At 51.5% G+C, this 25,937-nt stretch carries 20 protein-coding genes; 8 read left to right on the forward strand and 12 right to left on the reverse strand.

Translation table 11 applies throughout. The features are described from left to right. Positions 1 to 223: 223 nt before the first annotated feature. Positions 224 to 616 carry a T9SS type A sorting domain-containing protein gene (locus tag IE117_RS25665; protein ID WP_189569071.1) on the forward strand — a complete coding sequence of 131 codons (393 nt, stop codon included), beginning with the start codon at positions 224 to 226 and terminating at the stop codon, positions 614 to 616. Positions 617 to 709: 93 nt separating this feature from the next. On the opposite strand, the gene IE117_RS25670 is transcribed toward IE117_RS25665, so the two are convergent. Next, positions 710 to 1,849, reverse strand: a complete 1,140-nt coding sequence (locus IE117_RS25670; protein WP_189569074.1) for a glycoside hydrolase family 130 protein — start codon at positions 1,847 to 1,849, stop codon at positions 710 to 712. A gap of 10 nt (positions 1,850 to 1,859) precedes the next feature. Next, on the reverse strand, positions 1,860 to 3,809 hold the full coding sequence (gene nagB, locus IE117_RS25675; protein WP_189569185.1) for a glucosamine-6-phosphate deaminase: 1,950 nt from the start codon (positions 3,807 to 3,809) through the stop codon (positions 1,860 to 1,862). A gap of 319 nt (positions 3,810 to 4,128) precedes the next feature. Between nagB and glyA the strand changes: the two genes are divergently transcribed. Both glyA and tatC read left to right on the forward strand, forming a co-directional pair. Continuing rightward, positions 4,129 to 5,418, forward strand: a complete 1,290-nt coding sequence (gene glyA, locus IE117_RS25680; protein ID WP_189569077.1) for a serine hydroxymethyltransferase — start codon at positions 4,129 to 4,131, stop codon at positions 5,416 to 5,418. Between the two features lie 126 nt (positions 5,419 to 5,544). Continuing rightward, positions 5,545 to 6,426 carry a twin-arginine translocase subunit TatC gene (tatC, locus tag IE117_RS25685; protein WP_189569080.1) on the forward strand — a complete coding sequence of 294 codons (882 nt, stop codon included), beginning with the start codon at positions 5,545 to 5,547 and terminating at the stop codon, positions 6,424 to 6,426. 58 nt (positions 6,427 to 6,484) lie between these two features. Here tatC and IE117_RS25690 read toward each other — a convergent pair whose 3' ends face one another. The 3 genes from IE117_RS25690 to IE117_RS25700 all read right to left on the reverse strand — a co-directional run bounded on the left by IE117_RS25690 (position 6,485) and on the right by IE117_RS25700 (position 9,661). Continuing rightward, positions 6,485 to 7,549: an aminotransferase class I/II-fold pyridoxal phosphate-dependent enzyme gene (locus IE117_RS25690; protein ID WP_189569083.1), complete on the reverse strand. Its 1,065-nt coding sequence runs from the start codon at positions 7,547 to 7,549 to the stop codon at positions 6,485 to 6,487. 89 nt (positions 7,550 to 7,638) lie between these two features. Continuing rightward, on the reverse strand, positions 7,639 to 8,655 hold the full coding sequence (locus IE117_RS25695; protein ID WP_189569086.1) for a dipeptide epimerase: 1,017 nt from the start codon (positions 8,653 to 8,655) through the stop codon (positions 7,639 to 7,641). Positions 8,656 to 8,785: 130 nt separating this feature from the next. After that, on the reverse strand, positions 8,786 to 9,661 hold the full coding sequence (locus IE117_RS25700; protein WP_189569089.1) for an NAD kinase: 876 nt from the start codon (positions 9,659 to 9,661) through the stop codon (positions 8,786 to 8,788). Positions 9,662 to 9,886: 225 nt separating this feature from the next. On the opposite strand from IE117_RS25700, the gene IE117_RS25705 reads away from it, so the two are divergent. Together IE117_RS25705 and IE117_RS25710 are read left to right on the forward strand one after the other, a co-directional pair. Next, positions 9,887 to 10,396 (forward strand): PEGA domain-containing protein, encoded by a 510-nt coding sequence (locus tag IE117_RS25705; protein WP_189569092.1) that lies wholly within the window; start codon positions 9,887 to 9,889, stop codon positions 10,394 to 10,396. Positions 10,397 to 10,549: 153 nt separating this feature from the next. Beyond that, on the forward strand, positions 10,550 to 10,909 hold the full coding sequence (locus tag IE117_RS25710) for a hypothetical protein (RefSeq protein ID WP_229581489.1): 360 nt from the start codon (positions 10,550 to 10,552) through the stop codon (positions 10,907 to 10,909). Between the two features lie 7 nt (positions 10,910 to 10,916). Here the strand turns inward: IE117_RS25710 and IE117_RS25715 are convergent, their stop codons facing one another. Continuing rightward, positions 10,917 to 13,358 carry an alkaline phosphatase family protein gene (locus IE117_RS25715; protein WP_189569098.1) on the reverse strand — a complete coding sequence of 814 codons (2,442 nt, stop codon included), beginning with the start codon at positions 13,356 to 13,358 and terminating at the stop codon, positions 10,917 to 10,919. A gap of 180 nt (positions 13,359 to 13,538) precedes the next feature. Between IE117_RS25715 and IE117_RS25720 the strand changes: the two genes are divergently transcribed. Next, positions 13,539 to 14,519 carry a pyruvate dehydrogenase complex E1 component subunit beta gene (locus tag IE117_RS25720; protein WP_189569101.1) on the forward strand — a complete coding sequence of 327 codons (981 nt, stop codon included), beginning with the start codon at positions 13,539 to 13,541 and terminating at the stop codon, positions 14,517 to 14,519. A 149-nt stretch (positions 14,520 to 14,668) separates the two neighbouring features. Here the strand turns inward: IE117_RS25720 and IE117_RS25725 are convergent, their stop codons facing one another. Next, positions 14,669 to 15,175, reverse strand: coding sequence for a Dps family protein (locus IE117_RS25725; RefSeq protein WP_189569104.1), 507 nt, complete (start codon positions 15,173 to 15,175; stop codon positions 14,669 to 14,671). A 109-nt stretch (positions 15,176 to 15,284) separates the two neighbouring features. Here IE117_RS25725 and IE117_RS25730 point away from each other — a divergent pair, with 109 nt between their 5' ends. Together IE117_RS25730 and IE117_RS25735 are read left to right on the forward strand one after the other, a co-directional pair. Continuing rightward, positions 15,285 to 16,760 carry an ATP-binding cassette domain-containing protein gene (locus IE117_RS25730; RefSeq protein ID WP_189569106.1) on the forward strand — a complete coding sequence of 492 codons (1,476 nt, stop codon included), beginning with the start codon at positions 15,285 to 15,287 and terminating at the stop codon, positions 16,758 to 16,760. 229 nt (positions 16,761 to 16,989) lie between these two features. Continuing rightward, positions 16,990 to 17,322 (forward strand): hypothetical protein, encoded by a 333-nt coding sequence (locus IE117_RS25735; protein ID WP_189569108.1) that lies wholly within the window; start codon positions 16,990 to 16,992, stop codon positions 17,320 to 17,322. Positions 17,323 to 17,375: 53 nt separating this feature from the next. On the opposite strand, the gene IE117_RS25740 is transcribed toward IE117_RS25735, so the two are convergent. From IE117_RS25740 to IE117_RS25760, 5 genes are all read right to left on the reverse strand, one after another. Next, positions 17,376 to 18,914 carry an alanine/glycine:cation symporter family protein gene (locus IE117_RS25740; RefSeq protein ID WP_189569110.1) on the reverse strand — a complete coding sequence of 513 codons (1,539 nt, stop codon included), beginning with the start codon at positions 18,912 to 18,914 and terminating at the stop codon, positions 17,376 to 17,378. 174 nt (positions 18,915 to 19,088) lie between these two features. Continuing rightward, the gene (locus tag IE117_RS25745) at positions 19,089 to 20,558 is read right to left on the reverse strand and encodes an amino acid permease (protein ID WP_189569113.1); all 1,470 of its coding nucleotides are present in this window, start codon (positions 20,556 to 20,558) and stop codon (positions 19,089 to 19,091) included. A gap of 158 nt (positions 20,559 to 20,716) precedes the next feature. Next, positions 20,717 to 23,683 (reverse strand): protein translocase subunit SecDF, encoded by a 2,967-nt coding sequence (secDF, locus tag IE117_RS25750; protein WP_189569116.1) that lies wholly within the window; start codon positions 23,681 to 23,683, stop codon positions 20,717 to 20,719. Between the two features lie 201 nt (positions 23,684 to 23,884). Continuing rightward, on the reverse strand, positions 23,885 to 24,322 hold the full coding sequence (locus tag IE117_RS25755) for a hypothetical protein (RefSeq protein WP_189569120.1): 438 nt from the start codon (positions 24,320 to 24,322) through the stop codon (positions 23,885 to 23,887). A gap of 32 nt (positions 24,323 to 24,354) precedes the next feature. Further along, positions 24,355 to 25,923, reverse strand: coding sequence for a beta-N-acetylhexosaminidase (locus IE117_RS25760; protein ID WP_189569123.1), 1,569 nt, complete (start codon positions 25,921 to 25,923; stop codon positions 24,355 to 24,357). Positions 25,924 to 25,937: the final 14 nt, after the last annotated feature.

Raw genomic sequence — 25,937 nt, forward strand, 5'->3', positions numbered from 1 at the left:
AATCATGGTACTATTACAAGAATAACGTAGGATCGTGAAAGGAACTTTTCAGAATGCGACTTCTGCTATTGACTTGTGTTCAGTGCATTGGTACGTTTGTAGTGTCAAGTTAAACGAAAAAGGCACTCTTGAATTAACTTAGAGAGCTTCAAAGGGCAAGATTAACCAAATGTTAAAAAAATACAATAAGTAGTAGTCGTAACTTAACAATCAATTATCTATTATGAAAAGAATAATCTTAGTAGCTGCAGTATGGATGGGAGTATCCGCTGCCAACACAGTTTCCGCAAAGAACACCACCGACCGCGCCGCCATCGAAGTGCGCGAAGAAGGTACCGTAAACATGACGGTGAAGACGTATAAGGACATGAAGTTCCGCCTCACGGTGCAGGACCTCACGAGCCGCCTTTACATCGCCATCAAAAATTCCTCTGGTGAGGTACTTTACAGTGAGTACGCTCGGGAAACCGAGAACTACTCGAAAATCTTTGACCTCTCTAACTTGTCCGACGGCGAATATGCGTTCGTTGTCGAGACCGACAAAGGAAAGGCTGAGAAAGCTTTTACAGTTAACACGGAAACCACGCGTAGCGTGACGACCGTATCCGCCGAATAATGCGGCGAAGTAGCAGATCAACTTGCATCTTGCCCTGAAAATCGAGTGCGGGCGACCGGATTGACATCCCGATCGCCCGTTTTTTTTATGCCATTACCGTAAAGGTGACGACGCCACCGCGATTTTGGAATCCGCCGTGCCGTAGTAGAGCCACCAACGGCCTCGGTAGGGAACCATCGACTCCACAAAAGTCACATTGTTGACCTGGCCCGTGATTTCATATGGCTGATCGGGTTTCATGAAATAGCTCTTCGAGCGATCGGTCAGGCGGTCGGGTGCATCCGGGCTGAACAGGAATTGGCCGGCAGCGTAAGTACCCTCCGGTAAATTGACGTCACCATTTTTTGCGTCATTCATGCCGTTGTATATCAGTACGATACCTTTGGGAGTGATGATCGCGGGCGGGCCGGGCTCAAGTACACGGTAATCGAAGTGGCCGGGTCGAAACTCCGCCACTGCTTTCAGCGACTTGTCGCCTTTGGTGAGCGGGTACCAGTTGATGAGGTCGTCGGAAACGGCCGCGAACAGTTGCTGCTTGTCGCCCCAGTACATCCAGTATTTGTCATTGATTTTCGTGGCAATCAGCCTGCCGCCCACCCGGCGACAGACGATAGAGCCCGACTTCGACCATAAGTCTTCACCCCCGCCGCGCATAAAGTTGTTGAATGCCAGTCCGTATTTAGTCCAGTGTTCCAGGTCGGGCGATATTGCCACGCAGAGCCGGGCTTTGTCGCCGTCGTAAGCCGTGTAGGTCATCACATAGTGTCCGTCGGCGGTTTCGACCACGCGTGGATCCTCGATGCCCCCTTCCCACTCGTATTTCTTCATAAAATCATGATCGGGGTACAAGACAGGCTTGGGCACCCGCTTAAAATGAATGCCGTCGGTACTGGTGGCCAGCCCGATACGCGAAGTACCATTATACTTTCCCACTTCGTCCTCGGCGCGGTAGATGAGGTAAATTCTACCATTCCGTACCACTGCCGCCGGGTTGAAGACATCCTTGGCCTCCCAATGCACAGCTTCGCCGCGCACGGGACAGTCGAAAGTACTGGTGGACAACGGTGTCAAGACTGGGTTGGCCGCATTATGCTTACGAAATGGGCCGATTAGCCACGATTGCGCAGCGAGCGAAGTGCCAAGAAGAAGTCCCCAGACCAGCAAAAAGCAAAACTTCCCGAAAGCATAATGCTTGCGGGAAGTTGCCAGGGCGCCTAAGCCACCGTTAGTCATAAATTTTTAATTAAAATCTCCACCGCACAAAAGCCTCCATCGCCTCGTATTCCGCCAAGCCAAGTTGATCGTACAGCTGAGCGGTACCCTGGTTGCGCTCTTCGGCCCGCTGCCAGAATTCCCGCGAGTCGTCGCCCTGGAATACCACGCCATCCTTCTGCGACTGGTGCTTAAAGATCCCCATGCGCTTTTTAAGTACCTGATCGGGGCTCATCGGCACGGCCATTTCTATCTCGTGGATGTCCCACTCGGCCCAGGCACCACGATAGAGCCACACCCAGCAATCTTTCATAAAGTTCTTATGCTTCAAGCGTCCGATGGCCGCTTCGATGGCATCCCAGCAGACTTTATGGGTGCCGTGCGGGTCGGCAAAGTCACCCGCCGCATAGATTTGGTGCGGCTTGATTTCTTTGATCAAATCTTCAATAATAACGATGTCCTCCTCGCCGAGAGGCTTCTTTTGTACTGTTCCCGATTCGTAAAAAGGCAAATCCAGGAAGTGTACCTGCGCATCAGGCACACCCACGAAGCGGCAGGTAGCCTTGGCCTCGCCGCGACGGATGAGCCCCTTGACGTGCCGTACCTCGGGCGTGTCCATTTCGCTGTCTTTCTTAGTTTTCAGAAACTCCTTGGCGTCGTGGAAAATCTTGTTCGTAATATTCGTATTCTCGATGGAGAATCGCTTATTGAAATCCACTACGAAATCGATGAAGCGCAGGGCTTCGTCGTCGGCGACAGCGATATTGCCCGAAGTCTGGTAAGCCACATGTACCTCGTGGTTCTGGTCCACAAGCCGCTGGAAAGTACCACCCATCGAGATGATGTCGTCGTCGGGGTGTGGACTGAAAAGGATGATCCTTTTGCGGGCCGGGTTTTTGCGCTCAGGGCGGTTGGTATCGTCGGCATCGGGTTTGCCACCGGGCCAGCCCGTGATGGTGTGCTGCAACTGGTTGAAAATATCGATGTTGATCTCGTAGCCCGCGCCCGATTGCGCCAGCAGGTCGCTCATACCGTTGTCGTTGTAATCCTTATCGGTTAGTTTCAGGATCGGCTTATCCATTGCCTGCGAAAGGTAGGTGACTGCCTTCTTGACCATCTTATTATCCCAAACTACCGAATCCACCGCCCAGGGTGTTTTCATGCGGGTCAGTTCGGAAGCGGCCCTTTCGTCGATCACGAACGTGACGTTCGGATGTGCCTGTAGGTACGATGCCGGGTTGCGCTCGGTGACAGGACCTTCCACCGCACCACGCAGAACGGGTGCTTTGCGTTCGCCCCAGGCCAGCAGCACGATGCGCTTGGCACTCATAATGGGCGCAATTCCCATCGTGATGGCCTTACGGGGTACTTGTGATAGTCCACCGAACTCCATTGCGGCGGCGGCGCGAGTCGAGTGGTCGAGGGCGATGAGGCGGGTGCGGGCATTGATAAGCGAGCCGGGTTCGTTGAAACCCACGTGGCCGTTGCCGCCGATGCCCAGTAGCTGGAAGTCGAGCCCACCTGCCTGGGTAATCATATTTTCGTAGGCACGGCAGTGCTCTTTGATCTGCGCTGGCGGAATGGTGCCATCGGGCAGGAAGTAGTTTTCTTTGGGAATATCCACCAGATCGAACAACTGCTCCTTCATGAAGCGATGGTAGCTGTATATGGAATCCGGCTCCATCGGGTAGTACTCGTCAAGGTTGAAGGAAACGACATTCCTGAAACTCAGCCCCTCTTCACGGTGCATCCGTACCAGTTCGGCATACACTGTTTTGGGCGATGAGCCCGTGGCCAGACCCAGCACACAGGGTTTGTTGTCCCGTTGCTTTTCGCGGATCAGGTCAGCTATTTCGTGCGCCACGGCCTGAGAGGCCGCCCGGGAATCCTCATAGATGTGGGTAGGGATTTTTTCGTAAGTGATCGGCTGGCCGATACTACCATTGGTCCGAACGGTCGATTCCTGATCGGCGGCTTGCATTAAAATCGCTTCGGGACTGAGAGTTGAAGAATCCATAGAGGGATGTGGGTAAAGTGTTACAGTAAATGGGTTAGCGCACGTCACACGGCTCGGCCGCAAATCTACAAGGTATTATTTTTATTAAAAAAATTTAAGAAATACAAAAAAATCATTGAACGCTAAGTTAATCAATCAAATAGAAGAATCTACTTTCACTGTCGCGTTTCATTCCTACTTTTTTAGCGCTTATTTTTGGGAATTATTTCAGAAAGACTCATAATCGCAGTGACGATCCGCCGCACGGGCGGCCCCGTCATACACTTTAAATTCACTAACTCCCATGTCAACGCTCACCCAAGTTGCCCGCGACACGCAGGTATTCGACCTCATTGGTAAAGAACTACATCGCCAGGAATCGGGCATTGAACTGATTGCTTCCGAAAACTTTACCTCAAAACAAGTAATGGAAGCGTCCGGTAGTTGCCTGACTAACAAATACGCAGAGGGCCTGCCCGGCAAACGGTACTACGGCGGCTGCGAAGTGGTGGACGAAATCGAACAGATTGCTATCGACCGCGTGAAAGAGCTTTTCGGAGCCAGCTGGGCCAATGTACAGCCGCACTCGGGCGCGCAGGCTAATACTGCTGTGTTCCTGGCCTGCCTCAATCCGGGTGATAAGATCATGGGCTTCAACCTGGCCCATGGCGGTCACCTGTCGCACGGCTCTCCGGTCAATATTTCGGGTAAATATTTCCAACCCATTTTTTACGGCGTGGAGCCTGAAAGCGGTCTTATCGACTGGGACAAGGTGGAGGCAACCGCCGTTCGGGAAAAACCGAAATTGCTCATCTGTGGTGCGTCGGCGTACAGTCGCGACTGGGATTACGTCAGGCTGCGGGCCATTGCCGACCAGGTAGGCGCGGTACTTTTGGCGGATATTTCGCATCCCGCCGGGCTTATTGCGAAGGGCTTGCTGAACGATGCTCTGGAACACAGCCATATCGTGACTACCACAACGCACAAAACCCTGCGTGGACCGCGTGGCGGCCTGATTATGTTGCGCCACGATTTCGAGAATCCGTTCGGCGTCACCACCAGCAAGGGCAAAACGCGCACGATGTCGTCGCTGCTCGACTCGGGCGTCTTCCCTGGTACGCAGGGAGGCCCGCTGGAGCACATTATCGCAGCGAAAGCCATAGCTTTCGGCGAGGCTCTGAGCGAGGAATACTACAACTACGCCGTGCAGGTGCAGAAAAACGCCCAGGTAATGGCTAAGGCTTTTTTGGATAAGGGATATAAGATCATCTCCGGCGGTACCGACAATCACCTAATGCTGATTGACCTGCGCCCCAAGGGCTTAACCGGAAAACTGGCCGAGAACACGCTGATTAAAGCGGACATCACAATCAATAAAAACATGGTTCCCTTCGACGACCAATCGCCGATGGTCACGTCGGGTATGCGCGTAGGAACGGCCGCTATGACAACCCGCGGCCTGGTCGAAAACGATATGGAGCGGATCGTCGACCTGATTGACGACGTACTTACGAACCATGACGATGACGCCAAAATCGCCGCCGCAAAGCAGGAAGTGAATCAATGGATGGCGCAGGTGCCCCTGTATAGCTAATTACTTATTTTTCTTATTATTAAATACAAATAAAGCAGTTGCTCGTACATACGACAACTGCTTTTTTAGCTTTTGTGCGTATTTTCGCGCTTTGAAAACTTTACAAGAAATAAGAATACCCATAAAATGGCCTTAGATCAGGAATTTGAAGAAGAACTTGACGAGGAGGAAGGACAGGAAATGTCTTTTCTGGAACACCTTGAAGAGTTGCGGTGGAATATTATTCGGGCAGTGGGTTCTGTATTGGTTTTCGCGATCTTGGGATGGGTTTACATCCAGGAAATTTACCAGTATGTGATTATTGCACCGGCCAAAACGAATTTTTGGACCTACCGGATGATGTGCAAGCTAGGGGAAGCTGTGGGGGCCGAAGGTCTCTGCATTGACAAGATCGACTTCGAGTTGCAAGCTCTGGGTGTGGGCGAACAGTTTTCTATGGCACTCACCTCGTCGGTTATTATTGGTTTGGTTTTCGCTTTTCCTTACGCGTTTTGGGAAATCTGGCGCTTTATCAAACCAGGCCTGAAAAAGTACGAACGTAAGGCAGCGCGCGGTGCGGTGTTCTACGTGACTTTTTTGTTTTTCTCGGGCGTTTTTTTTGGGTACTATGTTGTCACGCCGCTGGCCCTGAATTTCTTGGCTAATTTCAAGCTTGACGACTCCATCATCAACGAGTTTAGTATCAGCTCTTACATTAGCATGGTTGCCACGCTGACGCTGGCTTGCGGACTAGCGTTTCAGCTGCCTGTGGTTGTCTTTGTGCTGTCGCGTGTGGGCATTCTCACGCCTTCGTTTATGAGGGAGTATCGCCGGCACTCGCTAATCGTGATTCTAATAGTGGCGGCCGTTATCACGCCTTCGCCCGATATTTACAGCCAAATCCTCGTTGCCCTGCCGCTGACGCTGCTTTATGAAGTCAGTATCATCGTTTCGGGCCGTGTCCAGAAAGCCAAAGAGCGGGAAGAGGTACGGCTGGCAAAAGTTCAAGATAGAATGAATAACGATTAATTTTGGAGAGGTGACCTGCGTGGTGAATGAATAGCTGGCGCAAGCACTATTCACTTAGTCAGAATTTAGATAAGACCTCGGCCAATTGGTCGAGGTCTTCTTTTTTGTGTTGAGCCGTGATGACCAGGCGCACGATCGGCGGGTCGGTGGGCTTAGGGTAGGAGAAGTGGGAGGTCAGAATTTTCTTCTCAAGAAGATAGGGGTAGAGCCCTGAATCGCGGCTGCAAAAAACCGGGTAGTTTTCGATATAATTGAGAAGATCCGGGTGTGACAGTTTCTTTGTAAAGTAATGGATATTAGCCATTAACTTAGCGTGTGCTTCCTGAAGAACACCATTGATTAGATTCTGCCGGAAAGCATAAAAGTACCCGGGGGCCGCCGGAGAACTACCCGCAAATTTTGGCGATTGCCGGATGCTTTGGATAAAATCTTTGTCGCCAAAAAGTACTCCGCCCGGCACACCCAATGCTTTGTTGAGCGAGGCCGTCACGACCGAGCGGACATTTTTCGTTTGGGGAAGACGCGAAAAAGTACCTTGACCCTCCCGGCTCAGTACTCCCAGTCCGTGTGAATCGTCGACCAGGACAAGGGTCTGGTGAGTATCCGGTAGTTCGTGCAAGAGATCCAGATTGTATTCTTCCAGCCAGGGGGAGCCGATCGCGTCGGTGCAGATTACGTGCGTCTGCTGCTTGTCACTTTGTTGAATTTTTTGAATGGTCTGCTGAAGCCACTCCTCCCAAGAATCTCCCTGCGAAACGTAACCTTGTTCCCAAAGTGCAGGATGTACGCGTGGCGCGGAGTGAACCATGCCAATCACTTCCAGTTCCGACATCAGCAATTGCCCCGACCACATTCCCGACGAAACTACCAACGCAGCGGGTGCCCCTACAAAAGCCGCCAGCGATGCCTCCGCTTCTTCGTATATGGCCAACTGCAGACTTCCGTTTCTCGAACTACCATAGTGCGTACCGTATCGCCGAAAACCTTCAGCCAGATGCGCCTGAAACTTTTCATTGTACCCCATCCCCAAATAATCCGTCCCGCTGAACCACAAAAATTCCCGCCCATCGGCCAGCGTAACGGTGCGGCCGGGAAGAGATTCCGTAAGAAATATTTCGGACATGAAAGAAAAGGGAATAACAGTCAACGGTTAAAAACAATGCGGGTTTCATCCATGCCTATACGTCAACGAATACACAAATCAATGGCAATTCATCGATCCAGCAATACTGCTCCTGTACCGTTCTCCTCAGCATAAATTACTTTTCCGTAGTCGAAAGTCACGCCCGTGGCGGGATCATTGGAAATGAGCAAAGTACCGTCCATGTCGACGTAGTCGAGCAGGGGCAGCAGGTGCGCAATGGCCGAAATGCCCACGCTGCTTTCAGTCATGCATCCGACCATCGTTTGAAGGCCTAGCTCTCCGGCGCGGGCAATCATCCGGCGGGCCGGGGTTAGGCCACCGCACTTGGTGAGTTTCACGTTGACGCCGTGAAAAAGCCCGGCGCACAAATCGACGTCGCTTTCCACGATGCAGCTTTCGTCGGCGATGACGGGCAGCGCACTCTCGGCGAAAACCCGCTTCATGCCTTCACGGTCGGCGGCAGCCAGCGGCTGCTCGATGAATTCTACGCCAAGTGTTTTCAATTCGGGCGCATTTGCGATGGTTTGTTCGGCGGTCCAGGCGCAATTGGCGTCCACCCTGAAGCGGGCATCGGTGTGTTTTCGCAGCTCGCGGACGATGCGCAGGTCATCCGCAGTGCCTAGTTTTATTTTGTACAAAGGCCAGGGTACTTCGCGCATTTTCGCCACCATTTTCTCGACGGAATCGATACCAATGGTGTAGTTGGTCAGCGGGTTACGGTCAGGTGAGAGCCCCCAGCTTTCGTATAGCTTTTGACCTTTCTTCTTGGCAAAAAGATCATGTGCTGCCATGTCGAGGGCGCAAAGGGCGAAGGGGTTTTCCTGCAAGGCAGGATACACCATTTCCCAAAGGTTTTCGGGAGTACCCCACACATAACTCTCCACGGATGCCCGTACTTTTTCCAGTGCGAGCTTCATCCCGTCCATCGTGACGCCGTAGTAGTTATTGGTAGTGGCTTCCCCAAAACCACTAAAATCTCCATCGCTCAATTCTACAATTAAAGTAGGTTGCACATCGCGAGAATCGTGGGCGATGGTGAAGGTGTGTTTTAGAAGAAGGTCTTTTTCGTGTAGGCTGAGTATCATGTTTTGGGTTAAACGGTTAAAGGCTAAAAGGGTAAGGGGCTTTTTAAGTTCTGGAGAGCGGATGTTTCACAAATTTGAGGTCAAAAGAAAACCGAAGAACGCCGTTTGACCTTTTGACCCTTATCCCCCCTCAATTCCTCATATCCAGCCCCCACGAAAGTTTGCTCCGCAGGGTATCGAAAAAATCGTCGTCGGTCATTTTGATGAGACGGGCCGCGAAAGGAGCTTTGCGGACGGTGATTTTTACGCTGGAATCTACCACCTGCGAACGGGCATCCATGGACACCATGCAGGTATTGCTGCGGCTTTTAACCTCGAAATTCAGCACTGAACTATCCTGCAATACCAGCGGACGCACGTTGAGGTTATGCGGACTGACGGGCGTGAGGATAAAATTTTGGGTGTGCGGCACCAGCACCGGCCCCCCGCAGCTCAGCGAATAGCCCGTTGAGCCCGTGGGCGTGGCCACAATCAGCCCGTCGGCCCAGTAGGAGTTAAGGAACTCACCGTTGAGGTAGGCGTGGACGGTAATCATCGAAGAGGTATCGGTCTTGGTGATGGTAAAATCATTCAGACCGAAGTTCTGACCATCGAAAATATCGCGGTCGGCTTCCATTACCAGCATGGCGCGTTCGTCGATGTGGTACTTCCCGCCTTCAAGCGCGGTGATCATGTCGGCGATTCGCTCGGGAGGTACGGTGGCTAAAAAACCCAACCGCCCCACGTTGATGCCGATTACGGCGGTCTGCCGCGCCCCGACCAGAGACACGGCTTCCAGCAAAGTACCATCCCCGCCCAAACTAGCCATCAGCCGGGCGTCGAACAGGTCTTTTTCGGAGGTGTACGTACTTTCGGAAGAATGTCGAACTCCTTCTGAATCCAGAAATTCCCGGAAAGGCGCAAAAAGCTGCACTTCAATCCGCCGCGCCCGCAACTCGTCGAACATGCCCTGAATGAAGGGACGGGCCGATTCCGAAAAAGTGCGTCCGTGTACGGCTATTTTCATGCGAGCAAATGGATAGGGGAGTAGTTCGGGGCCGAAAGATAAGGCGATGGCCGTGATTTTCAAATTATAGACGAACCGGAGCGGACCTTGAAATAATTTCGTTTTGCGTAGGGGAAAAAAGATTTTGGCATGTCTATCTGCACAAGTCAATTTACTTTGAAATATTTATTGTCTCGATCAGGCTTGAAAAACTCTCTCTATTGTCCACCTCCAATCCATTACCCGATGAAAACCTCAAAATCCGCTACTCAGGCCACAACACTGCTTCTGGCTGCCTCAATTCTGTTTTCGAGCTGTGCCAGTACTACCATGATTCGCTCCAACCCCAGTGGTGCCAAAGTGTATCTCAATGGTGAGCCCGTTGGAACTACCCCTTATCCGCACCGCGATACCAAAATCGTTGGTAGTACTACGACCGTCCGACTGGAAAAAGAAGGATATGCGCCTTTTGAAACCGCCTTTTCCCGAAACGAAGAAGCTGACGTCGGCGCCATCATCGGCGGAGTTTTCTTCATCTTTCCTTTCCTATGGACGATGAAGTACAAGCCGACGCACACCTATGACCTGCAAGGCGGCTTCGGCACTGACCAGAATACATTAATGCCTCAGACGCAACCCGCCATGACGCCTTTCATGGCCGACCAACTCCGCGAGTTGAAGCAACTGCTCGACGAGAAAGTACTCACGCAGCAGGAATACGAGAAGCAAAAGGCGAAGATTTTGGGAGGGAATTGAGCGTGATGGACGCACGGACGCACTTACCAATAATAATCTTTGAAATGATTCCAACCGATTAAGGGTTTATTAGGTCTATTGAGTGTTATACCAAATCAGGATCGAGGTAATTCTTTTATCGATAGCCTTACTTCAAACAATGAATTCATGAGATTGAGCTCAAAAATTCTGGCGACAATGGCATTCTTATCATTTTTTGTGATGACCAACTGCAAGAAAGACAAGGTTGAAATCACAGATGGCCTAAAAAAGGTCTTCAATAGCGGGTTTGCTGCCGGAGAAATTGCTGAGTGTAGATATGATGGCATATTGGTTTACACCGCAAGCCCGAATGCTTATGATGCTGGAAGTAATATCTATGATAAAAATGGAAATCCAATTGGTACCTGCAATTATGCCTGGGGGTCAGTTGATTCCCTATGCCGTCAATTAAAAGACTGTGAAGTAGTTTACCGAGTTAAAGGGTTTTTAACGGGCCAGCCGCCTGTTGACAAATACAAATTGGGTAAGTAAAGTCAATTCAATCATCTTCCTCCTCCTCAGCCCGCGCCCGTACGAACGCGGATCGTCGTGGCGCGGGCATTTTGCTGTCGAGACCTTTCACGGCTTTCCAGACAATTTCGCTGAACTCCACGTCGTCGATCGCGTCGGGAACGGCCAGGTTCAGCTCACCCGAGCGGATGGAATGCTTGTTGACGGCGACATTCTTTTGGTTGAGATCCACGTTGCTGGGCAGGGCCGTAAAAGTCTTTGTTTCAGCCTTGGCAGTGAAACTGCGCCAGAGGGGTGTCGCGGCGGCATCGTACTGACTCATCGGCGGCAGACCCAAAATCAGTTCCATCGTCCGCAACAGCGAGGTGGTGCTGTACATCGTGTGATCCACGTAGTTTCGTTTCACATGTGGACCGATAACCAGCGCTACCGAGCGGTGCGCGTCCACATGGTCGGGACCATTTTGGGCATCGTCCTCCACCACAAATACCACAGATTCGTTCCAGATGGAGCTTTTGGACAAATGCTCTACAAAACGGCCCAACGCCAGGTCATTGTCGGCCACCTGCGCGAAGGGTGTCGGGGCACCGATGCGCAGCCCGGAAGTATGGTCGTTAGAAATGCGCAAGGTGTTGAAGTGCGGTACTTTGTTAGCCGCCAACAGGGCATCGAAGTCTTTTTCCCAGGCCGCCACGCGATCCACGTCTTTGTAGCTGAGGTCGTAGCCGCGGTAGTTGGGATCGTAGTGGCCTTCCAACGCCTTGATGTTTGGCCCGTTATTGGAGACGAATTCGCCATAAGACCGGTAGCTGACGCCTGCCCGCTTACAATAATCCCAGATGAAACCATCTTTCGGGTGGGCTGCTTCGCGCGTTCCTTCGTAATCGTAAGTACCACCGCGTCCACCGTAGCTGGTAGGCCAGGTTTTTTCTACAAAATCGGTCGCATAGCCCGCCATCGACCAGTTATGGCCGTCGGCACTCACCTCGGCATTGACGTAGAAATTGTCCAGTAGCACAAACTCCCGAGCCAGGGCGTGATGATTAGGCGTTATTTTTTCTGGGAAAAGGCATAGGCTCGAATCGCCGTTGCCTTCGGGCATATCGCCAAATATCTGGTCGTAGGTGCGATTTTCCTTAATGATATAGAAAACATACTTAATAGGCGATGATCCGCCCACCTCACCAGGAATGGGGTTACCTTTCTGTCCTTCGCTTACTGTCTCCCTTTCTTTGGTGTAGGGCGTGTTCTCGTACACCAGCCTTGTGTAGCCCGCCAGAAGGTCTTCATCGGGTTTGTCGATGATGGACAAATTGCCCTGGAATAAACTACCTATATATTCCGCTTTGGCCCGCTCAGCTCCTGTCATGGTCGGCTGCGGCCCGCCGGGATTCGCCAGCGAAGTGACACCCTTGCCGTTGGCCACGTATATCTTTCCGCCGACTTCGCGCACCGTAGTTGGATACCAGCCCGTGGGAATGAACCCCAGCGAGCGACTTTCACCCCGATCTGACACGTCGAACACGGCCAAACAATTGTTATCGGCATTAGCAACGTAGAGTGTATTTTCGTCTTCCGAAAGGGCGAGGCCATTGGGGGTGCTCCCCGCCGGAGCGTCAGGAAAAAGCGAAGTCGTGAGCGTTTCGATAATTTTTCGGGCGCGTAAGTCAATGACTGATACGGTATTTTCGTTCCCATTAGCTACAAAGAGATATTGGCCATTTTTAGTCAAAACCATATCGTTGGGATGGCTACCTACGGCTATTTCTCCGGCAACGGCTCGTTTTTGCAAATCGTAAATCAAAACCCGCTCGCCGCCCCACAGCGAAATGAATAACTGCGATTTGTCGGGCGACAGCACACAGGTGTACGCCTCGGCGGGCAGCGGTTCCCTACGCAGCACCTGCCGTGTCACGGCGTCGCAGGTGTAGAGGGCGCTGTCGTCCTTGGTGACGACATAGAGGTAGTTGGTAGCGTCGTCGAAGCATAGTCCCGCCGGGGAAACTCTACCCTTAGGCCAAGGTTCGCCCAGCAAAATCTGGCCGTTTTCACGGAGTTTACCATTGGTATTCTGGTATATTCTGATGAGGTTATCGTTTCCCCCCGAAGCAAAGAGCCGTTTTTCATCGGATGAAAAAGCCAGCCCTACCCATGATTTGGGTATCTCGATTTCGTCGGCTATCGTTTCCTTTTCACGGTCGATAAGCGTGATGCTTTGCGTCCCCTGCCCGTTGTTGGTAAAGGCCATCCACCTGCCCGATGAAGAAACCGCGACATTTAGCGGCAAATCACCCAGTGGCAGGCTCTTGCCCGGTGTTGTCAACGACCAACCGTTGGGTAGCATCACCCGCCCGGTGCGAAGAGAATTCACGGCGTCGTCTTTTGATCCACTTATTCCTGATTTGCAGGAACTTAAATAAAAAGTTAAAGCAAGTGAAAGAAGAATAGATGCCGGGAAATAATTTTTCATGGAAACAGAATTTGAGTTGTCCTGCCATAAAATTACAAACTATGACCCGGAAAAGGCCGCCAAACCGTGTTAACAATTTGAGAATTCAGGCTCAATGACTAGTTTTACGGGTACTTTGTCAGAGGTTGAAGCGGATTTTTTCACTCTCAACCCTCAACTTTCAACTTTCAACTGTAAAAAATGCCCGAAATAGCGTTTAGAGATGCCATAAAAGAGGCGATGTCCGAGGAGATGCGCCGCGACGAGAAAGTGTTTTTGATGGGTGAGGAAGTCGCCGAATATAATGGGGCTTACAAAGCCAGCCAGGGAATGCTGGATGAGTTCGGGGCGAAAAGGGTGATTGACACCCCCATTGCCGAATTGGGCTTTGCCGGTATCGGCGTTGGGGCTGCCTCCAACGGCCTGCGTCCCATCATTGAGTTCATGACATTCAACTTCTCGCTCGTTGCCATCGATCAGATCATCAATAGCGCTGCCAAGATGCTCTCCATGTCTGCCGGACAGTACAATGTGCCCATTGTGTTCCGGGGCCCAACCGGCAACGCCGGACAGCTCGGAGCGCAGCACTCGCAGAACTTCGAAAACTGGTATGCCAATACGCCCGGTCTGAAAGTGGTAGTGCCCGCCAACCCTTATGATGCCAAAGGTCTTTTGAAGTCGTCCATCCGGGATAACGATCCGGTTATTTTTATGGAGTCGGAAGTGATGTATGGTGATAAGGGCGAAGTACCGGAGGAGGAATATTTAATTCCTATCGGGAAAGCGGAAGTCAAGAAGGAAGGCTCGGATGTGACAATCGTTTCATTCGGCAAGATGATCCCGCGGGTAGTACTACCCGCCATCGAAGAGTTGGAAAAGAATGGCATCAGTGCCGAATTAGTGGATCTCCGCACAGTTCGTCCCATCGACTACGCCACCGTAGTGGAATCCATCAAGAAAACCAATCGGTGCGTGATCGTGGAGGAAGCCTGGCCGCTGGCGTCTATCTCTTCCGAGCTGGCCTACCATATCCAGCGCTACGCTTTTGACTACCTCGACGCCCCGGTAATGCGCATCACTAACCGTGACGTACCACTGCCCTATGCGCCGACACTGATTGAGGAGATTCTGCCTAACGTGAAGCGGACCCTGGACGCAGTAAATGCAGTGATGTATAAGTAGAGAATAGAAAGATAAACCCATCTTCCGCAAATAAGAATCTGCGGAAGATTTGGAAAGCTTTTTAAATTAAAACAGCGGTCGTTCGAGGGACTTTACCCCAGAGCGACCGCTGTTTATATGCGAGCCTTTTCGGATCGAACAACTACCCATTACTTCTTCGTGCGCGTAGTCTCGAACAGGAACCAAGTCCGGCGCTCAGTGGCGTCTACATACTCTTCCAACAAGCTGGCGGTAGCCACGTCGTCGGCGTCATCGCACAGACCGTGGGTCTCACGCAGCTTCTTGCCCATTTTCTTGTTTTCATCAATTAGCTCTTTAAGCATGTCCTGCGCGCTAACGAAATCTTCGTCATTATCCTTTACGGTTTGTAGCTGAGCAATATGTCCTACTGAACGAATGGTATCGTAGCCCAGTTTCCGCACTCGCTCTGCCAACGGATCGATGGTGGCCAGAATTTGAGCAGCTTGTTCATCAAGCAGCAGATGGTAATCGCGGAAATGCGGCCCGGACATGTGCCAGTGAAAATTCTTGGTTTTAATGTACAGCGCGAAGGCGTCGGCCACCAAACCATTAACGGATTCCGCTACCTTTTTGCGGGCAGCTTCTTTCAGATCAGAAGGGGTGTCGAGTTCAGCGACAGATTTTATAGAGTCCATGTTGGGTTTATTTTATATGATTTATACTTAACAATATTAATTATGTTAGCGTAAAAACTGTGCCATCACACTTTTGTTCTTATTTTTTACCCAATAGGTTTTTCACCCCATGTCCATGATTTCTCTGGAAAATGTCTCCGTCCGCAAATTCGATACTCCTGTACTTTTTGATCTCGACTGGCGGGTAAATCCCGGAGAGCAGTGGGCGATTGTGGGCGGTAACGGTTCTGGCAAGACCTCACTGCTTGAAACCATCGCCGGGCGCTGGGCTACGGCAAGGGGAATACTGAGAAAGCAGGGGGCCGTTGAGTTTGTGGCCAACGACTACTCTTTCCACCGCATTGCAAGGGCAGCAGCCCAGTACCATCAGCAACGGTTCCAGGCGCACGAAGCGGGTATTGCGCCCACTGTCCGTGAGGTGCTGACTGAGCAAATGAAGCCTGTCGGAACGGTTGACGATCAGTCCGTGCAGATTTCGGAAAGCCATATTACCGTAAAAACCTTACAGAACATTGCCGAAATGCTGCAGCTCACAGCATTGCTTGACCAACCGTTCATCACCCTTTCCAATGGCGAAACCCGACGGATGCTATTAGCACGGTCGTTAGTCAAGCGACCCGATATTCTGCTGTTAGATCATCCATTTGTGGGCCTGGATGTGTTTTCACGGCAAATTTTGCACGATGCGTTGGCGGAACTTATTCAGCAGGGCACCACTGTTCTGCTGGCTACATCTCCAAGCGAAATTCCTGACTGGATTACCAACGTTCTGACGCTGGAAAAAGGGAAAATCAAGGTTAAAGCCCATTATGAAAAAGATGCGTACGAGGGTAGTTCGATTGTTCCCCTGACTGGCGAACTACCTGTATTTCTGGATACCCCTGTTGCCATCGATTTCGACTACGCCTTCGATTTGCGAAATATCAGGGTCGTGTATGACGGCAGAGCCGTGCTGGACAATATAGATTGGAAAGTGCGGAAAGGTGAAAAGTGGGCATTAACCGGCCCGAACGGTTCTGGAAAATCTACGTTGCTGAGCATTCTGACTGCCGATCACCCACAGCGATTTGCTAATGATTACGATCTGTTTGACCAGAAACGTGGCGGAAAGGGTTCATCGATCTGGGACATCAAACAAAAAATCGGTCATGTGTCGCCGGAGCTGCATTTGTATTTCCCTGTCGAAACAACGGTTTTCAAAGCCATCGCCTCCGGCTTTTTTGACGCCACGGGCATTTATTTTAAAAAACTGGACGATATACAAACTGAACGCGTAGGACTGTTAGCCAGACTGTTGGGCGTGGCCCACGCGATGCAACGACCCCTGCAAAAATTATCAAAAGGCGAACAAAGGTTGGTGCTGTTGGCGCGGGCATTGGTAAAGAATCCCCCCTTGCTGATTCTAGACGAGCCTTGTCAGGGTTTGGATATAGGAGCGGTAGAGCATTTCAAATCCGTAGTGGATGCTGTGTGTAGGTCAGGAGAAAGAACGCTGGTTTACGTATCACACTACCCGCACGAGATACCTGGTTGTATCAATCGCTTTATAAATCTGGAGAAAGGGAAAGTTGCGGAGATCAGGTAGTTGCCAAATCTCAAATTACGAGAAGAGAGAAACTGTGATAAATGCAAAAAAGCCAGACTCGCGGGAATCTGGCTTCTTCGTTTAAAAACAACAACTATAAAACGGCTTCGCTGCTAAAAAAGTTTCGAGAATTTTAGGGTCTGAAAAATAGGTCTACTATTTTTCAGAAAAGTTGATCCAGCGCAAGTTTTTAATCAAAAACAGGTGATTTATCCACAATTAGTACAAAATGGCCGCACGACAGCAAACCATATATGAGGTCATCATCAAACCATTGGTGAAGGCCAATCCTTTTGGTTCGACGAAAGAAACAATCACGTATTTTTCCAATTTGAACAAAGCCGTGGATACCCTGCACACGGCATTGGGCGCGCAGGGCTGGCCGAGCTCGGTCAGTTATTCAAGCATTTACCGCCGCTTAAAACAACACGGCTGGTTTACCCATATTTTTGTAGTAGAAGGGGTCCGGTACTTTCAGCTGCACATCACTGCACGCATTCTCAATCCGCACCTGACCACCCTGGGAATTGAAGAAATGCCGGTGCCTAGAAGAAAGGGATAAAAAAAGGAGGAGGCATTCACGGAATGCCTCCTCCTTTTTTTATCCTCGAAAACCTATTTTGCTTCGGGGTGGTACTGCTTCCACTCTCCACTCTTAATATAGGCATAGTACTTGGCTGCTTCCTTCTTTACGACAGGCAACAGGAAGAACAGGCCGATTAGGTTGGGTACTGACATGGCAAAGATCATAGCGTCGGAGAAATCAGTAACCGCACTTAGGCTGGCGGCGGCACCGATTACAACAAAGCAGCAGAACAGTACTTTGTAGATGATATCGTTAACCTTGGTTTTGCCAAACAGGAATAACCACGCCTGTAAACCGTAGTACGACCATGAAATCATTGTCGAAAAAGCAAAAAGTACCACTGTGACGGTCAACACGTAAGGAAACCAGGGGATGACGGTGGCGAAAGACTGGGAAGTGACTTCAACGCCCCCCATCGCTCCGGCCTGATTGTAGTCGCCTGTGATGATGACTACCAGGGCCGTCATGGTGCAAATAACGACCGTGTCAATAAATGGCTCCAGCAAGGCAACGATGCCCTCACTGGCAGGAAAATCAGTTTTTACGGCGGAGTGCGCAATCGCTGCCGAACCCACGCCAGCTTCGTTTGAGAAAGCCGCCCGGCGGAATCCCTGCACCAGAACCCCGACGAAACCTCCGGCTACGGCAACAGGGCTGAACGCTTCTCCGAAAATTTTACCGAATGTGGCGGGCAGGCTCTGAACATGGACAATTATCACCACCAATGCTGCCAGAATGTAAATGCCGCACATAAATGGCACGACTCGCTCTGTGACAGCACCGATGCGCTTGATGCCGCCGATGATGACCAGCGCAACCATGCTTGCCATGAAGACGCCGAAAATGGTACCTGCCGAGGTGGAAGTCGACCCCACCATGTCAAGAAATTGCTTGGCAGCCTGGTTGGATTGAAACATATTGCCTCCGCCGAACGAGCCGCCTACGCACATGATGGCAAAGAAAACCGCTAGTACTTTTCCCAGCCCGGCCAGACCTTTGTCCGCCAGGCCTTTGGTAAGGTAATACATGGGACCGCCATACACCTTGCCGTCGGGGCCGATTTCACGGTAGCGGACACCCAGGGTACACTCCACAAACTTGGACGACATCCCCAGCAACCCAGCCAGAATCATCCAAAAAGTGGCCCCGGGCCCACCCAGCGAAATAGCGATGGCCACGCCCGAAATATTACCCAGGCCCACCGTGCCCGACACGGCGGCAGTCAATGCCTGAAAGTGCGTTACTTCACCTGCGTCATTAGGGTCGCTGTAGGTACCCTTGACAGTTTGGACGGCCGTTTTGAAGCCCCGGATGTTAATGAATTTGAAATAAATGGTAAAGAAAAGCGCCGAAAGCAGCAGGAAAATAATTACCAAAGGCATACTTGTAGCGGCATCGTCACCCAGTTGGATTGGATAGAAAACAACATTACTCACTGCTTCAGTAGCAGGCTGCACCCAGGCGTTGATCTTTTTGTCCAAACCTATTTCTTCGGCGGTTTGGGCAAAAAGCGGACTGCTGGCCAGCGACACTAAAAGTAAGAAGAGCAGGGAAAATTTTCTTTTCATAAGGAGGGTTTGTTGGAGGATGGGTTTACTTTCTTTATTAAAAGAATATTTGGTGCGAAAACGCTAAACTACCATAAAATTTTACAAATAAACAAAAGAAGCCCGTGAGAAAACTTTCTCACGGGCTTCTTTTAAATTTGGCCAAAGCGGTGGGCTATCGGCGGCTGAAAAGACTCAACTCTCGATGTTCTCAGGATTATCGGGGTTCATGCCGCTGTGCTTCTTTCCGTAGAAAAAATAAATGCCCAGACCGATTGCCAGCCAAATCGCCAGTCGGTACCAGCTTTCAATGGGCAGCGAGTACATCAGGTAGAGGCAGACCACGATTCCCATGATCGGCACGAAGGGCACCAACGGCGTTTTGAAAGCCCGGTGGATGTGTGGCATCCTGACTCGCATGAGCCAAACGCCCGCACACACCAGGCAGAAAGCGAATAGCGTGCCGATGCTGACCATGTGCCCTAAATCGCTCACAGGAACGAACCCGGCAAACAGGCTCACGAATACCATAAAAAACAGATTGGTCTTCCAGGGCGTCTGGAATTTCTTATGAATATCACTGAAAAAGGGTGGGAGCAGCCCGTCTTTGCTCATCGTGTAGAATACGCGGCTCTGTCCAAGCAGCATCACCAGCATTACGGACGTATAGCCCGCCAGAATTGCCAGGATCAGGGCGTTTTGCAAAAAATCGTAACCTGTAACGGCAAAGGCCGTTGCGGCGGGTTTGGCATCCCCCTCAAATACCGTGTAATTTACCAGGCCTGTCATTACGTGCGCAAACAGGACGTACAGGATCGTGCAGATTACCAGAGAACCCAAAATACCGATGGGCATATCCCGTTGCGGATGCTTGGCTTCCTGCGCCGCCGTGGACACGGCATCGAACCCAATGAAAGCGAAGAACACTACCGCCGCGCCTGTGGCGATGCCCGTCCAGCCGAAGTGGTCGTACTCACCTGTATTGGCAGGAATATAGGGCGTGTAATTGGCAGGGTCGATATGGCTCCAGCCCAGGGTGATGAACATCACTACCACCAGTAGTTTCAGCGTTACCAGAATATTGTTCATCAAAGCCGAACCTTCTGTGCCGCGAATTAAGAGCAATGAGAGCAGGCACACCACCAGAATAGCAGGTAGGTTGATGAGCCCACCCGTCACAAGGGTTCCATCGCTCAACGTTACTTCTTCAAAAGGGGAACAAACAAGTTCGACCGGAAGGTGTATGCCGAAGCCTCCCAAAAATTCCAGTAGATACCTCGACCAGCTCACGGCCACAGTAGCTGCGCCGAGGGCGTACTCCAGGACCAGGTCCCACCCGATGATCCAGGCCGCAAACTCACCCATTGTGGCGTAAGAGTAGGTGTAGGCACTGCCCGCAATGGGAATCATGGAAGCGAATTCGGCGTAACAAAGGCCTGCGAATGCGCAGCCGAAGGCGGCCAGCACGAATGAGATCGTCACGGCCGGACCTGCATGTTCAGCGGCGGCGATGCCCGTGAGGGAGAATAGCCCCGCGCCGATGATGGCCCCGATGCCTAGTGCTACCAGGCTGGTCGCGCTGAGGGTGCGTTTCAATTGATTGCCCTCGCCCGTCGATTCGGCCATGAGTTTATCCAGGGGCTTGGTAATCCAGAGTTGATTCATAGGTAAGGTAGAATTATGAAGTACAAATTATGAGATGGAAGGCATGAGGTTTGTCTCGCGTTGCGTTGCGAAACTAAGGGAAATTTGTTTGAAATTGAGCATTTGCCAAAGAAAAAGGGGGAAAGCCGCTGACTCTCCCCCTTTTTTGCACGCCATTATTATGCTCTTGCTACTTTTCCCTTTTTGGGAGCGGGCTCCGGCTCATCCACGATGGGGTTCCTGAGCAGGTCGCGCTGTAAGGTATCCACCACGATGGGGGCGGCCACAAACAGCGACGAATAGGTTCCTACGATAACGCCGATAAGCATTGAGAAGGTGAAACCACGAATAACTTCGCCACCGAAAATCAGCAGTACGACAAGTACCAGCATCGTCGAAATACCCGTCACGGCGGTGCGGCTCAGGGTACTGTTCAACGCGTTGTTAATGATGACAGGTACGCTATCCTTACGGGTGTTCTTGTCGTTAAGGTACTCACGGATACGGTCGAAAATTACCACAGTATCGTTCATGGAGTACCCCATGATCGTAAGTATCGAACCGATGAAGGCCTGATCTATGTCCAGCGAGAAAGGCAACCAGCCATTGAACAGCGAGAATATAGCCAGCAGTACGATTACGTCGTGGAAAAGCGCAGCTACCGCACCGTAGCTGAAGGCCAGGCGTCGGAATCGGATGAAGATATAGCCGAAGTTGACGGCCACCGCCAGCAGAATCGCCCAGAAGGCCGAGATCATCGTGTCGTAAGCGATGGTCGGACCGACCTTGGCCGAGCTCACAATCTCTGCCTTGCTATTGCCCGGTACCTTAGATACCCCTTCCATGATTTTTGCTTCGGCTTCTTTGTCCGCGTCGGGAGAAGTGTCATCAATCAGGTAAGCCGTTGTGATCTTCACCTGGTCGAAACCACCGAAGGTTTTCACCTCGGGGGTAGTTCCCAATGTCTCGGTCATGGCCGTACGCACCTCATCGGTGCTGACATTCTTCTCAAAACGTACCGTGTAAGAGCGTCCGCCCTTGAAGTCGATACCCAGGCCAAATCCTTTAAAGATGAACGAGCCGATACCGATCAGGATAATAGCCGACGAAACGTAGTAAAAACGCTTCCGTTGCGTGATGAAATCGAAGTTGGTGTCCTTGAACCAGTTCTTTGTCAGGCCGGAATAAAATTTCAGCGTCTTACCCTGCTTGATGGTGTACTCAAGCAACAACCGGGTAATGAAAATGGCTGCGAACAGTGAAGTAATCAAACCAATAACCAGCGTGGTGGCGAAGCCAAGTACCAGTCCGGTACCGAAGATGAACAGAATCACACCGGTTAGCAAAGTCGTTACGTTCGAGTCAATAATGGCTGAGAGCGCACTCTTAAAGCCATCTCGTACTGCCACGGCGAAGGGTTTACCGTTTTCCAGTTCGATTTTTATCCCTTCATAGATCAGCACGTTTGCATCCACCGACATACCGATTGTCAGCACGATACCCGCGATACCGGATAGCGTAAGCACCGCACCGAGCGAAGCCATGACCCCCATCAGGAAGAAAAGGTTGACGAACAGCGCGACGTCGGCAATCCAGCCCGCGCGGCTGTAGTACGCTACCATGAACACCAGCACCACGATCAAACCAACCAACGATGACAGCACGCCCGCCGTTACAGCTTCGGAACCCAGCGTAGATCCAACTACCGCCTCTTCCACGATATTGGTAGGGGCGGGTAGTTTACCGGCCTTAAGCACGTTGGCCATATCCTTGGTTTCCTCTACGGTGAAACTACCCGAAATGCTGGAATTACCGTTAGGAATCTCGCCGTTCACATTGGGGGCGGTGTACACCTGACCATCCAGGATGATCGCCACCTGACGGCCTACGTTGTTGGCTGTCAATGTCCGCCATTTGCGGGCGCCCTCGCCATTCATGCGCATACTTACTTCGGGGCGTCCACGCTCGTCGTAGTCGTGCGTTGCGTCCACGATCACGTCGCCTTCCAGTGGAGCTTGCCCGTTAGGTTTTTTAATAAAATAGAGCGGCAAAATAAGCTGTCCATTGGTAGCGTCGATGCCCTGACGGTCCCACATGAACACCAGATCCGAAGGGAAAAATGAGCGCACTTCGGGACGGTGCAGAATTTCCATCGCCCGGCCGGTGTCTTTCATATAAACGCCCAAACCCTGGGGTAGTGGAACGAACAGGTTGGTAAGAGCGGCAGTCTGCGCGGCCAGGGCCGAAGTATCAGTAGCGGCAGAATCGCCCCGTTGCGCCAGCAGCTCTTCCAGGTTGCTCGGAGTCGATTTCTGGGTCGTGTCCGTGGTAGCAGCGGCAGTCGGGCGATTGGCTTTTTCGGCGGCCTCTTCCCGGCTCAGGTACTGACCCAGTTGGTCAAGGCCGGCATTGATTTCGTTGACGTTATAAACTTCGGCGAATTCCAGTTTTGCGGCACCCGATAGCAGGCGACGTACACGCTCGGGGTTATCCACTCCGGGCAACTCGACGAGAATCTGGTTTTTGCCGGGCAGGCGTTGCAAGTTGGGGTTAGTTACGCCAAACTTGTCCACCCGCGCCTGAATGATCTTGTAGGCCCGATCGATAGCACCTTCAACCTCTTCGTTCAGCATGGCAACTACCTCGCCGTCGGAAGAACTACTGTTAATTTTGCTGCGGTTAGCGCTATTGGCAAACACGCTGGCCAGGTTGGTGTTGGGGGCCACTTTTTTATAAGCGTCTACGAACAGGTTTACGTAGCTGCTCTGGCTGCTTTTCTGCGCTTCATTGGCATCCTTGATAGCCTGTTGAAACTGCGAGCCCCGGGCATTGCTGCCTGCCAGTCCTTTCACAATATCGGCGGGAGCTACCTCCAGTACCACGTGCATTCCGCCCTGCAGGTCGAGACCCAGGCTAAGCTGCCGCTCCATAACCTCCTGCAGCGTGTGGCCCAAATACACGTCCTCGCGCCAGAGCGAGTCAATGAAGCCTTGTTTCTTGGTATAGTCCACCTTGCCCTGGGCATCGGTGGCATAAGTGACGGCGTCAGCGTTGTACTTCCGCGCCACGAAAGTAAACGACAGGTAATAGATGCTGATCAGCGCTATTACGATCGTTAGGGTGATTATTCCGGTTTTGTTACGCATAGGATCAATTTTGAATTTTGAATGAGAGAATACCATCCGGGGGATGCATATCGACTATTCAAAAATGTTATTGGTAAAATAAGAACGAGTGATTTCCCTGATGAAACATTCGACAGGGCCGCGGCAATTAGGCAGAATGGTGACGAATGACATAACCGCAGTAAAACGTCTATTCACTCATTCACTCATTCAAAATTGGCCCTAAGGCCCGTTGGGCGCGATGTGGTGGCCGAAGACGTGCCGGAAGTAGGAGAAATAATAGTAAGACGTGCGGGCCGCGAGAGGAACGGCAACCCTTTCCTCAAAATGATAGATGAAATTTTGCGGCAGCGCAAAAAGCGACTGCGTGAAATCGAACGACAATGCAGGCGTCACTACCGCATGAAGCGAAAGTTCGCTTACTGTGGCTGCATGGCCTTTGGCCGAATCGTCAGTCGCCGGATCACTTTTGGCCTTTCGGCCCAAATGCTCCGTTTTTTCCTTCTCAACGGGCGACGAAGCCACAGTCCATGACTTGCCCGCAATGGCTACCATCAGCATCATGGCTGCCAGTAAGCTACTGATTACACGGGAAGTATGGCGTTTGTTCGACTGCACTTGGTTGTCCTTTTTAGGATTGGGGCGCAAAGTTGGTGCCAAAATAGGGAAAATGCAAGAAAATATTCGGGATTTTACTTTTCCCAAACTACCTGTTTAGAAGGGTAATATCCGATCCCCATCGCCTCCATGCGCTTGCCATGTTTGCCCAGGCGATCGCGGTACTGTGTCCAGTCGCGTGCCGATTTTGGGGACCAGCCGATTTCGGCCAGGCCTGGCAGACGTGGGAAGGCCATGTATTCAAGAGCATCCATGTCTGCTATGGTTTCAGTCCAGATTGGAGCTTCAACGCCCAGAATATCCTTCCTGCTCACGCCGGACACCATCGTGGAAGGTTCCCAGTTGTAAGCGCTATCCAACTCAATGTAAGCCGCCCAGTGCAGACCGTATTTAGAGGTAGAGTCGTATTGCATATCGAGGTAAGCGTATTTGGCCGGGGACATAATCAGCTTCGCGCCCTGTTTAGCCGCCGATTGAGCGTACTCGGCCTTGGCCCAATACTGAGCTACGGAAGTAGGCTTCAGGCTGGCGTTAGTCACTTCGTCCCAGCCGATCATGTGCTTACCGTGCGATTGAACGATATCCTGTACGCGGTTAATGAACGGAATATACTCTTCCATCGGTGTCACGTGCGACTCGTCGCCACCGACGTGTATGTACGGGCCAGGTGTGAGGGCCGCCAGCTCCCGCACGACATCGTCCACAAATTTATAGGTAAGCTCCTTACTCGTACACAGCGTGCTGAAGCCTACTTCGATGCCTTCATACAGCTTCGGATTGGGATCTTTCTCATTACAGTTCAACTCAGGGTAGGAAGCCAGAGCGGAATTCGTGTGGCCGGGCATATCGATTTCAGGGACGATCGTGATGTATTGACTCTGCGCATAGTTGACCAAATCGCTGTATTGTTCCTGCGTGTAGTAGCCACCCTTTCCACCTCCCACATTGGTACTTCCGCCGTAGGTAGCCAATTTGGGCCACGATTTGATCTCGATCCGCCAGCCTTGGTCGTCCGAAAGGTGCAGATGCAGGACGTTCATTTTATAAGAAGCGATCAGGTCGATATAGCGCTTCACGTCTTCCACGCTAAAAAAATGGCGGGCCACGTCCAGCATCGCGCCCCGGTAAGCGTACTCTGGATAATCACGGACGGTACCCGTCGGAATTCGCCACGGACCGGACTGTTTTTCCGACTTTTCGATTGCGGCAGGCAGAGCCTGGCGCAGCGTCTGAATTCCCCGGAAAAGTCCGGCAGGCTGGTGGGCCAGTAATTTTATGCCGCTGGTAGCAATGGTTAGTTCGTAGCCTTCGTCGCCCAGCGTAGTGTCGGCATCCGTGAGGGTAAGATGAATGCTTCCCGCCACCGAGGCATCGTTTGCTGTTTTCACCTCGATGTCCAGGCCCGTGGCCGGATTAAGGCGGTCTGCCAGATACTGTGCAATGTTCTTCACCTCCTCATTTCCCGACTGCGCATATATGGCCGTATTTTCATCAAGCTCAAAAACACTATCAGTAGCCGTGACGGATACCGGCATGGGAATGAGGCTTTGTTCCGAAAGCTTGGGTGAGTTTTCGCTGCTACAGGAAAGTATCAGCGGAATCAGGACAATCGACGCGGAAATTTTAAGATAAAGAGAGCGCATTTTGTACAGGGTGA

The organism is Persicitalea jodogahamensis (genome assembly GCF_014651615.1).
GTDB lineage: Bacteria > Bacteroidota > Bacteroidia > Cytophagales > Spirosomataceae > Persicitalea > Persicitalea jodogahamensis.